This window comes from Streptomyces sp. ASQP_92 (assembly GCF_025399895.1).
Classification (GTDB): Bacteria; Actinomycetota; Actinomycetes; order Streptomycetales; family Streptomycetaceae; genus Streptomyces.
In genome coordinates, this window is record NZ_JAODUA010000007.1 from 287,464 (window position 1) to 297,940 (window position 10,477).

Annotated in this window: 4 protein-coding genes and 1 tRNA gene; 1 reads left to right on the forward strand and 4 read right to left on the reverse strand. The window is 69.9% G+C overall.

Translation table 11 applies throughout. The features are described 5' to 3' along the window. Positions 1-69: 69 nt before the first annotated feature. Together N4G70_RS18615 and N4G70_RS18620 are read right to left on the reverse strand one after the other, a co-directional pair. A complete protein-coding gene (locus N4G70_RS18615) occupies positions 70-744 on the reverse strand; it encodes a two-component system response regulator (RefSeq protein WP_261713775.1) in 675 nt (224 codons plus the stop codon). Between the two features lie 242 nt (positions 745-986). Further along, a complete protein-coding gene (locus N4G70_RS18620) occupies positions 987-6,479 on the reverse strand; it encodes a HAMP domain-containing protein (protein ID WP_261713776.1) in 5,493 nt (1,830 codons plus the stop codon). A gap of 301 nt (positions 6,480-6,780) precedes the next feature. Between N4G70_RS18620 and N4G70_RS18625 the strand changes: the two genes are divergently transcribed. Further along, positions 6,781-9,483, forward strand: coding sequence for a SpoIIE family protein phosphatase (locus N4G70_RS18625; protein ID WP_261713777.1), 2,703 nt, complete (start codon positions 6,781-6,783; stop codon positions 9,481-9,483). Between the two features lie 52 nt (positions 9,484-9,535). Here the strand turns inward: N4G70_RS18625 and N4G70_RS18630 are convergent. Beyond that, positions 9,536-9,611 (reverse strand) — tRNA-Thr (locus tag N4G70_RS18630). 89 nt (positions 9,612-9,700) lie between these two features. After that, on the reverse strand, positions 9,701-10,381 hold the full coding sequence (locus tag N4G70_RS18635) for a DegT/DnrJ/EryC1/StrS family aminotransferase (RefSeq protein WP_261713778.1): 681 nt from the start codon (positions 10,379-10,381) through the stop codon (positions 9,701-9,703). Positions 10,382-10,477 lie beyond the last annotated feature (96 nt).

Here is a 10,477-nt window from a genome sequence, read left to right on the forward strand (position 1 = left end):
GGTTGGGTGCCGTGCGCGCCAAGGGTGCTGACGCCACGTCAGGTGGACGCGGCGTCAGGTCCTGGGGCGTCAGTTCTGCGAGGGGAGCGTGGGCGCGCCGCCGGTGCCGGGCTCCAGGGCGTCCAACGCCCGCCGCAGACCGGTGAGCTTGCGCTCCAGGTGGGCGGCGGTGGCGACCGCCGCGGCGTCCGCCGAGTCGTCGTCGAGCTGCTTGGACAGCGCCTCGGCCTGTTCCTCAACTGCCGCGAGCCGCGCGGACAGTTCGGCGAGCAGCCCCGCCGACTCCTTGGCCGCGCCACCCTGGGCGCCGCCCTCCAACTGGAGCCGCAGCAGGGCCGCCTGCTCGCGCAGTTGGCAGTTCTTCATGTACAGCTCGACGAAGACGGACACCTTGGCGCGCAGCACCCAGGGGTCGAACGGCTTCGAGATGTAGTCCACGGCGCCCGCCGCGTACCCGCGGAAGGTGTGGTGGGGGCCGTGGTTGATGGCCGTGAGGAAGATGATCGGGATGTCCCGCGTGCGCTCGCGCCGCTTGATGTGCGCGGCGGTCTCGAACCCGTCCATCCCCGGCATCTGGACGTCCAGCAGAATGACCGCGAAATCGTCCGTAAGCAGCGCTTTGAGCGCTTCCTCCCCTGACGATGCCCGCACCAGTGTCTGATCGAGCGCAGAGAGGATGGCCTCCAGCGCCAGCAGATTCTCCGGCCGGTCATCGACCAGGAGGATCTTGGCCTTCTGCACCATGGCCCGCCCTCCTCGTCCCGGCAGTGCACCGGGCGCCGCCCCAGGGGACGACTCCCTTGCGCCGCCCGCCCTTGTGCCGGTCATGGTAGCCGCACCCCGCCGGTCGCCACACCCTGTCACCGCGATGTCACTGTGCACGTAGCAGAAACGTAGTGGGAGACCAGAAGGTTCCCCGAATCCCTTCGGCTCACACGCCTTCGGCCACGGTCAGTCAGCACCGCGGCGGCCGCTCCGCGCGGCGATCACTTCCCCCGCATCCACTGCTCCATCACCGAGAGCAGGTGATCGGGGTCGACCGGCTTGGTCACATAGTCGGAGGCGCCCGACTCGATGGCCTTCTCCCGGTCCCCCTTCATCGCCTTCGCGGTGAGCGCGACGATCGGCAACCCGGCGAACTGCGGCATCCTGCGGATCGCCGAGGTCGTCGCATAGCCGTCCATCTCGGGCATCATGATGTCCATCAGGACGACCGCGGTGTCCTCGTGCTGTTCGAGGACCTCGATGCCCTCCCGCCCGTTCTCCGCGTACAGCACCGAAAGCCCGTGCTGTTCCAGGACGCTGGTCAGCGCGAAGACGTTGCGTACGTCGTCGTCGACGATCAGCACCTTCTCGCCCGCGAAGTGGAACGTCCGCGCGGGCGCCCGCTCCGGCTCCTCCCAGCTTTCGCCCGCTCCGGCCGACTGCCCGGGCACGGTCTCCTTCTGGCCCTCGGCGCTCAGCGCCTTGCGCCGGCGCCGGAACAGTCCGGCGGTGCCCGGCTGCGACGCCTGGGGGGCGCCCTCGGGGCCGCCGTCGTACGGGGGGTGCTCGGGGCGGGACGCCTCGATGGCGAGCCCGCCGGTGCTCTCCATGCCGCCGGGGGCGAGCTGCGGATAGCCCTGGGGCGCCAACTCGCTGAGGTGGAGCGGGAGATACAGGGTGAAGGTGGACCCGCGGCCCGGCTCGCTCGCCGCGTGGATCTCGCCGCCGAGCAGCCGCGCGATCTCACGGCTGATGGACAGGCCCAGGCCGGTGCCGCCGTACTTGCGGCTGGTGGTGCCGTCCGCCTGCTTGAACGCCTCGAAGATCACCCGCATCTTGCCGGCCGCGATCCCGATGCCGGTGTCGGTGACGGAGAAGGCGATCAGGTCGGCGTCGGCGTCGCGCAGCGAGCCGGCCTCCAGGAGCTGCTCGCGGATGGCGTGCGGCACATCGGTTCCGGCCGGGCGGATGACGAGCTCCACGGCGCCGCTGTCGGTGAACTTCACCGCGTTGGACAGCAGGTTGCGCAGCACCTGGAGCAGGCGCTGCTCGTCGGTGTGCAGGGTCGCGGGCAGTTCGGGCGAGACCCGCACCGAGAAGTCGAGGCCCTTCTCCGCGGTGAGCGGACGGAAGGTGGCCTCCACGTAGTCGACGAGCTGCACCAGCGCGATCCGGGTCGGCGAGACGTCCATCTTGCCGGCCTCCACCTTGGACAGGTCGAGGATGTCGTTGATCAGCTGGAGCAGGTCGGAGCCCGCCCCGTGGATCGTCTCGGCGAACTCGACCTGCTTGGGCGAGAGGTTGCCCTCCGCGTTGTCGGCGAGCAACTTGGCCAGGATGAGCAGGGAGTTGAGCGGCGTCCGCAGCTCGTGCGACATGTTGGCGAGGAACTCGGACTTGTAGCGCATGGAGACGGCGAGTTGTTCGGCGCGCTCCTCCAGGACCTGCCGGGCTTCTTCGATCTCGGTGTTCTTCACCTCGATGTCGCGGTTCTGCTGGGCCAACAGCTCGGCCTTCTCCTCCAGTTCGGCGTTGGAGGCCTGGAGGGCCCGCTGCCGGTTCTCCAACTCGGCGGAGCGCTCGCGCAGTTGCTCGGTGAGCTCCTGCGACTGCTTGAGCAGCACCTCGGTCTTGGAGTTGACCGAGATGGTGTTGACGCTGGTCGCGATCATCTCGGCGATCTGGTTGAGGAAGTCCTTCTGGATGTGGGTGAACGGCTGGAACGAGGCCAGCTCGATCACTCCGAGCACCTTGCCCTCGAAGAGCACCGGCAGCACGATCACATGCGCGGGCGGCGCCTCGCCGAGCCCGGAGGAGATCTTGAGGTAGCCCGGCGGCACGTTCTCCACCAGGATCGTCCGCTTCTCCTCGGCGGCCGTGCCGATCAACGTCTCGCCCGGGCGGAACGAGGTCGGCATGGAGCCCGCCGAGTACCCGTAACTCCCGCGCATCCGCAGCTCGTACGAGCCGTCCCCCTCCGCGCTGACCTCCGAGGAGCCACCCGTGGGCATGGCCAGGAAGAACGCGCCGTGCTGCGCGGAGACGACCGGCGTGAGCTCGGTCATGATCAGCGAGGCCACGTCGTCGAGGTCGCGGCGGCCCTGCATCAGGCCGGAGATGCGGGCCAGGTTGCCCTTGAGCCAGTCCTGCTCCTTGTTGGCGACGGTGGTGTCCCGCAGGTTGGCGATCATCGTGTTGATGTTGTCCTGGAGGGCCTGGATCTCGCCCGCCGCGTCCACGTCGATCTTCAGGTTGAGGTCACCGCGCGTCACCGCGGTCGCCACGGCCGCGATCGCGCGGACCTGGCGGGTGAGGTTGCCGGCCATCTCGTTCACCGACTCGGTGAGGTCGCGCCAGGTCCCGTCCACGTCCCGCACCCGGGCGTGGCCGCCCAACTGGCCCTCGGTGCCCACTTCCCGGGCCACCCGGGTGACCTCCTGGCCGAACGAGGAGAGCTGGTCGACCATCGTGTTGATGGTGTTCTTCAGCTCCTGGATCTCGCCGCGCGCATCGATGTCGATCTTCTTGGTGAGATCGCCCTGGGCGATGGCGGTGGTGACGGTGGCGATCTGGCGCACCTGTCCGGTGAGGTTGTCGGCCATGGAGTTCACCGACTCGGTGAGGTCCTTCCATGTCCCCGAGACGCCGGGAACCCGGGCCTGGCCACCCAGGATGCCGTCGGTGCCCACCTCGCGGGCCACCTTGGTGACCTGCTCGGCGAAGGACGACAGCGTCGTCACCATCGTGTTGACGGTGTCGGCGAGTTCGGCGACCTCGCCGCGCGCCTCGACCGTCACCTTCTTGGTGAGGTCTCCGTTGGCGACCGCCGCCGAGACCCGGGAGATGTTGCGCACCTGGGTCGTCAGGTTCGCGGCCATCAGGTTGACGTTGTCGCTGAGGTCCTTCCAGATGCCGGTGACCCCGCGCACCCGGGCCTGGCCGCCCAGGATGCCCTCGGTGCCGACCTCACGGGCGACGCGCGTCACCTCGTCGGCGAAGTTGGAGAGCTGGTCGACCATCGTGTTGACGGTCGTGACCAGCTCCAGGATCTCGCCCTTGGAGTCGACGGTGATCTTCTTGGACAGGTCGCCCTCGGCGACGGCCGTCGTCACCTCGGCGATGTTGCGCACCTGGGACGTCAGGTTGTTGGCCATGAAGTTGACGGACTGGGTGAGGTCCTTCCAGGTGCCGGACACACCCTGCACCTCGGCCTGGCCGCCCAGAATGCCCTCGGTGCCCACCTCGCGCGCCACCCGGGTGACCTGCTCGGCGAAGTTGGAGAGCTGGTCGACCATCGTGTTGAGCGTGTTCTTGAGTTCGAGGATCTCGCCCCGCGCGTCCACGTCGATCTTCTGCGACAGGTCACCCCGGGCCACCGCCGTGGCGACCTGAGCGATGTTGCGCACCTGGGCCGTGAGGTTGCCGGCCATGCCGTTCACGGAGTCCGTCAGGTCGCGCCACACCCCGGCGACGCCGGGCACCTGCGCCTGGCCGCCCAGCCGGCCGTCGGTGCCGACCTCCCGGGCCACGCGTGTGACCTGCTCGGCGAAGGCGGAGAGCTGGTCGACCATCGTGTTGATGGTGTTCTTCAGCTCCAGCATCTCGCCGCGCGCGTCCACGTCGATCTTCTGCGACAGGTCACCCCGGGCCACCGCCGTCGTCACCTGGGCGATCTGGCGTACCTGCGACGTCAGGTTCCCCGCCATGAAGTTGACGGAGTCGGTGAGTTCCTTCCAGGTCCCGGAGACACCGTCGACGCGCGCCTGGCCGCCGAGGCGGCCCTCGGTGCCCACGTCCCGGGCCATCCGCGTGACCTGGTCGGCGAAGTTGGAGAGCTGCGCCACCATCGTGTTGACGGTGTTCTTCAACTCCAGCATCTCGCCCGCGACATCGACGGTGACCTTCTGCGACAGATCGCCGTTGGCCACCGCCGTCGTCACCTGGGCGATGTCGCGCACCTGTCCGGTGAGGTTGCGGAACGCGGTGTTGACGGAGTCCGTCAGGTCCTTCCACGTCCCCGCCGCGCCCGGCACCTCGGCCTGACCGCCGAGCCGGCCCTCGATGCCGACCTCCCGGGCGACGCGGGTCACCTCGGAGCCGAACGACTGGAGCTGGTCGACCATCGTGTTGACGGTGTTCTTCAGCTCCAGCATCTCGCCGGCCACGTCCACGGTGACCTTTTGGCTCATGTCGCCGCTGGCGACGGCCGTCGTCACCTGGGCGATGTCCCGCACCTGTGTCGTCAGGTTGCGGAAGACGGTGTTGACGGAGTCCGTCAGGTCCTTCCACGTCCCCGCGGCGCCGGGCACCTGCGCCTGGCCCCCGAGGAGCCCCTCGGCGCCGACCTCGTTGGCGACGCGGGTGACCTCGTCCGCGAACGTACGCAGCGTCTCGGTCATCTGGTTGATGGTCTCCGCGAGCTGCGCCACCTCGCCGCGCGCGTTGACGGTGACCTTCTGCGAGAGGTCACCACTGGCCACGGCCGTGGTCACCTGCGCGATCCCGCGCACCTGGGCGGTGAGGTTCGTCGCCATCACGTTGACGGAGTCGGTGAGGTCCTTCCACACCCCGGCCACGCCCGGGACCTGCGCCTGACCACCCAGCTCGCCCTCGGTGCCCACCTCACGCGCGACGCGGGTCACCTCGGAGGAGAAGGAGGAGAGCTGGTCGACCATCGTGTTGACGGTGTTCTTGAGCTGGAGCATCTCGCCGGCCACATGCACCGTGACCTTGCGCGACAGATCGCCCTTGGCGACCGCCGTGGTGACGAGAGCAATGTCACGTACCTGGGCCGTCAGCCGGTACGCCATCGTGTTGACCGAATCCGTCAGATCCTTCCAGGAACCGGACATACCGCGCACCTGGGCCTGACCGCCGAGCTTGCCCTCCGTGCCGACTTCGAGGGCGACCCGGGTCACCTCGTCGGTGAAGGCCGAGAGCTGGTCGACCAGGTTGTTGACGGTCCGCCCGACCTTGAGGAACTCGCCGCGCAGCGGCCGCTCGGCGCCGTCGCTGCCGTGCGAGCGCAGATCCATCCGCTGTTCCAGGTCGCCGTCGGCCACCGCCGAAAGGACCCGCCCGACCTCGGAGACCGGCCGTGCGAGATCGTCCACCAGGGCGTTGGACGCGTCGATCGCAGCCGCCCAGGAACCCTCGCAGGCGCCGTTCTCCAGGCGCTCGGTCAGCTTGCCCTCGCGCCCCACCATCCTGCGTACGCGGGCGATCTCGCCGGTCAGATGGAGATTGCGGTCCGCGACCTCGTTGAAGACGGCGGAGATCTCCGCCATGACCCCGTCACCCGAGACCGTCAGGCGCTTGCGGAAGTTTCCGTCCCGCATCGAGGCGAGCGCCGCGAGCAGCCGTTGCAGGGCCGCGGTGTCCACCTCGGTCGTTCCGTTGCCCCCACGTTGCCTGTGGCTCCGAGCCCGTTGAGTCCGGGTCTGATCGTCTTTCGCGCGCGTGCTTACGCCCCGCGCCGCTGCGCCAGACTCCACCGTGTCCCTCCCGCAAGGGTTGACCGCACCCGGGCTGTCTCCGGAAGCATGCCCAGTGTTTCACCATGGCCGAACCAGGCCATAACAGTTCGGCAGCTTCGCATATCCGTCCCCGCCCACGGAGGGCGGAAACACTGGTGACCGGCATCCGCTCGGACGGTGAAGGTAAGTAACCTGGCTTCCGGCTGTCCAGCCGCCCTGGTCCGCCCGGCAAGAGGGCGGTTCGTACCCCTATGCCCGGTATGGCTCGGGGAGGGCGGCACAGAGGACGACCACGGGACACCGGAGGGGGCGGGCCGACATGGGACTGTTGATTCCCGGAGGGCACGTTCCGGAGCCCCGGCAAGGAAATCCGGGCGTCGAGACGCGTACGAGGAGTTCTGTGATCACCGCGCGGGCGGCAGCCAGCTTCGACCCTGTCGGGCGGTCGGTCGCGACCGCCCGCGCCTTCGTCCGGGACACCCTCCAGGGCTGGGGGTACGCGGACGTCGTCGACGACGCCGTGGTCCTGACCAGCGAGCTCGTCACCAACGCGGTGGTCCACGCCGGCACCAAGGCGGACGTCCTGTGCCTGCGCGCGGACGACGGCGTACGCGTCGAGGTCGCCGACCGCTACCCCGAACGTGAGGTTCCGCTCCTCGGCTCCCCCGCCGACATCGCCGGACCCGACCGCGAGAACGGCCGCGGCCTGCTGCTCTGCGCCGCCCTCGCCTCCCGCTGGGGCGTCGAGTACACCCCCACCAGAAAGAACGTCTGGTTCCAACTCGACCTGCCCAACCGCCCGGTGGGCACCCGCTCGGCCGGCCCGGCCCTGCCGACCGCACTGCTGCCCGTCACCGACGGCAGGGTCCGCGTCGCGGTCGTGCAGATCGACCGGGCCGGCGCGGTCCGCGCCTGGAACGAGGACGCCGAGGAGCTCTTCGGTTACGCCGCCGAGCAGGTCACCGGCAAGGCGCTCACCGACTTCGCGGCCTGGCCGCACACCCCCGGCACCTCCACCGGCATCGTCGAGGCCCTCCAACTCTCGCGCTGGCAAGGCACATACGGGATAAGGGGCGCCGACGGCCGCGTGGTCCCGGTGTACGCCTCGCACCTGCGCGTCCGTGACACCGAGGGCGAGCCCTCCACGGTCTGTCTGCTGGTACGCGACGACGAGCGGGCGGTCCTCCAGACCCCGGTGCGCCCGCCCGCCGCCGACCCGGGCTCCCTGGGCGAGAACCGCAGCGCCGACCCGTTCGAGGTCTTCATCGGCTCCCCCGCCCCCGACGACCTCGACGGCCTGCTGCAACGCACCGTGGAGCGCGCCCGCGACATGCTGGACGGCGACTCCGCCTTCCTGCTGCTCGCCACCGACGACGAGACCGAGCTGGAGGTGCGGGCCACCACGGGCCTGCCCTCCGCCCGCCAGCGCTTCGCCCGCGTCCCCGTCGAAGCCGGCACCGGCCGCTACGGCTCGGCGCGGATGCCCGCCGTCCACGAGGATCTCGCGGCGGTCCCAGGAGCCGTACCGCTCCTGGACAGCACCGGCATGCGCTCCGTCATCACCGTCCCGCTCAAGGTCGAGGGCCGACTCACCGGCTCGCTCGGCGTCGCCGCCGAATCCCCGGGGCGCTACTCCAACGAGGAGGCCCTGCGCCTCCAGTTCGCCGCCGACCGCATCGCGCTCGCCGTCGAATCGGCCCGGCTCGGCGAGCTGGAACGCCTGCGCAGGGGCTCGTTGAGCTTCCTCGTCGAGGCCTCCGACCTGCTCGCCGGCACCCTGGACCGCGACCAGACGCTCGCCCTCATGGCCCAGATGACCGTCCCCACCCTGGCCACCTGGTGCGCCGTCTACACCATCGCCGACCAGGCATCGGACCCGTACCTCTCCTACGTGCTCCACGAGGACGAGGAACGCATCGACGGCCTCAAGGCCCTGCTCTCCAAGATCAATCCCCCGGAACCCGTTCCCACACCCGGAGCGCGCGTCTGGTCCGCGCCGGGCGAAGCCGCGCACCAGGCGGCGCTGCACATCTCCAGGCGCGACCTCGGCCGCTCCGGCAGCCCCCACACCGGCGGCGGCCTCGGCACGACGCTGTCGACGGCGGCCGCGGTCGGCGGCGAGACGGTCGTCCTGCCGCTCGTCGCCCGCAACCGCGTCATCGGCATGCTGACCCTGGGCAAACCCTCCGACGACCACTTCCGTCAGGAGATCCTCGAACTCGCCGAGGACCTCTCCCGCCGGGCCGCCCTCGCCCTGGACAACGCGCGGCTGTACTCCGAACGCATGGCCATCAGCCGCTCGCTCCAGCGCTCCCTGCTGCCGCCCGGCCTGCCGCAGATCCCGGGCGTCGAGGTGGAGGTCATCTACCGCGCCGCAGGCGAGGGCAACGAGGTGGGCGGCGACTTCTACGACCTCTTCCCCATCCGGGACGGGGCGTACGGCTTCGCCATCGGTGACGTCTGCGGTACGGGCCCCGAGGCGGCGGCGGTCACCGGCCTCGCCCGGCACGCCCTGCGCCTGCTCGCCCGCGAGGGCTTCGGCGGCCCTGCCGTCCTGGAGCGCCTGAACGCGGCGATCCTCGACGAGGGCGCCCGCAGCCGCTTCCTGACGCTCCTGTACGGGGAGTTGTGGCCCCAGGAGGACGGCAGCGCCATCCTGAAGATCGTGTGTGCCGGGCATCCGCTCCCGCTGCGCCTGCGCCAGGACGGCTCGGTCGAGCCGGCCGCGGACCCGCAGCCCCTCCTTGGCGTGATGGACGACCTGGAGCTGTACGAGCAGACGATCACCCTCGACCCGGGCGATGTCCTGCTGTGCGTCACGGACGGCATCACCGAGCGCCGCGAGGGCACGCGCATGCTCGGCGACGACGGCCTCGCCGATGTCCTTGCCACCTGTACGGGTCTGACGGCGGGCGCGGTCGCGGCCCGTGTCCTGCGGGCGGTCGAGCGCTTCGCCGCCGAACCGGCCTCCGACGACATGGCCATCCTGACCATGCGCATCCCCGAGCAGGACAAGCGATAACCCCGAGGGGATACGTGAAAGGCCCCGCCCAATGGGCGGGGCCTTTCAATGATGGAGCCCCCATGCGGAATCGAACCGCAGACCTTCTCCTTACCATGGAGACGCTCTACCGACTGAGCTATAGGGGCCGGTTGTTGTTTCGAGGTTTCCCCCTGACCAACGAGATAAAGCATACCCCGAACCAGACGGCGTTCCGAACCACGGTCACGAGTTCCGGCTATGCGGGTTGCAGCAGCCCGCCCAGTTCGTCGCAGACGGAGACCAACCGCCGCAATTCCGCCGGGGAAAGCCCGTCGAGCGGGGGCAGCGCGAGCGTCTCGTCCGCGGCCCGCTCGGTCTCGGCCAGCACAAACCCGTCCCGCCGGAACTCCCGCATCCTGTGTACGGGAATCGGCACGGGCACCTCGCACGCGACCCCGCGCCGCCGCAACCACCGCGCGAGCGCGTCCCGGTCCGGCCGACCGTTGCCGGGCACCCGCACCACATACCGCTGATAGCGATGCCCCTCGACGGGCACGGGTGTCCGCACCCCGACGAGCCGCCGGTCCAGGTGCCGCGCCCGCTCCAGCCGTTGAGCGATATCACCACCGAGCTCCGCGCCGTCCTCCTCCTCTTCGAGGAGCAACACCCCGTGCTCGGCGGCCAGTTCGGCGAACGCGGCACTGTCGGCCGGATGTCCGAAGCGGTGTACGAGTACGACGGCGGCGGTCCTGGACGTGACGGCCCGGCCAGTCGCCGCGGGGGCCAGACAGTAGGTGAGCGGATCGATGTCGGCGAACACCGGGGTGGCTCCGGCGGCTACGACGGCCCGTGCCAACTCACCGTTGTCGTAGGCCGGCACGATCACTTCGTCACCGGTCGCGACTCCGGCGGCCTTGAGCGCTCCTGTCAGTCCCATGACTGCGGATCGTCCTCGTGCCACATGAACGCCGGGTGAGCGGACACAAAAAAACGCTGGCCCCCGAACCGAAGTTCAGGGACCAGCGTTGAAGAA

Excerpts from the sequence above, each read along its gene's own strand:
- N4G70_RS18615 (WP_261713775.1), bottom strand. The coding sequence starts at position 744 with ATGGTGCAGAAGGCCAAGATCCTCCTGGTCGATGACCGGCCGGAGAAT.
- N4G70_RS18625 (WP_261713777.1), top strand. The coding sequence starts at position 6,781 with ATGGGACTGTTGATTCCCGGAGGGCACGTTCCGGAGCCCCGGCAAGGA.
- N4G70_RS18635 (WP_261713778.1), bottom strand. The coding sequence starts at position 10,381 with ATGGGACTGACAGGAGCGCTCAAGGCCGCCGGAGTCGCGACCGGTGAC.